The sequence below is a fragment of the Aromatoleum toluolicum genome (assembly GCF_012911005.2).
Classification (GTDB): domain Bacteria; phylum Pseudomonadota; class Gammaproteobacteria; order Burkholderiales; family Rhodocyclaceae; genus Aromatoleum; species Aromatoleum toluolicum.
Genome location: NZ_WTVS01000199.1, coordinates 1 through 462, shown reverse-complemented (window position 1 = coordinate 462; position 462 = coordinate 1). Strand labels below are relative to the sequence as shown.

The following is a 462-nucleotide window of genomic DNA, read 5'->3' as shown; positions in this document are numbered from 1 at the left end:
GTGATCGGCGCCTTCTTCAGACCGGCGGGCAGGAAGGCGTTTTCGGGACGCAGCGTCCAGATATGCACTGCCAGCCCGGCGGCATGGGCCTGCGCGACCAGCGGCGTGGGCTCGCCGGGCACACCGTCCTTCACCGGCACCACCAGGGTCTTGAATGGCCCAACGGCGTTGGCGTAATTGGCCACCTGCTTCAGGCCCTCGGGCGTGATCAGGTCGGCATAAGCGCGCGTGTTGGCCGCGCCCTGGGCCAAAAAGTCATAGGGCCGGCCCGAAGGGGCGACCAGCTGCACCAGGCGCACGCTGCTGAGCTTGCGGATCGCCTGCAGGTTGCTGACCTCGAACGACTGCACGAACACGGGCGCGTCCTTGTGGTTCCAGCCGTTCTTCTCCAGCACGGCCAGCAGCGGCGCCTCCAGCGGCAGGCCGATGGACTGGAAATAGGTGGGGTGTTTGGTCTCGGGG

General features: G+C 67.3%; 1 protein-coding gene. It reads right to left on the bottom strand.

Annotation, left to right across the window (positions count from 1 at the left end):
• Positions 1-462, bottom strand: a 462-nt coding sequence (locus GPA27_RS28355) for a glycerophosphodiester phosphodiesterase family protein (protein ID WP_259371801.1), incomplete at both ends; no start/stop codon positions are given.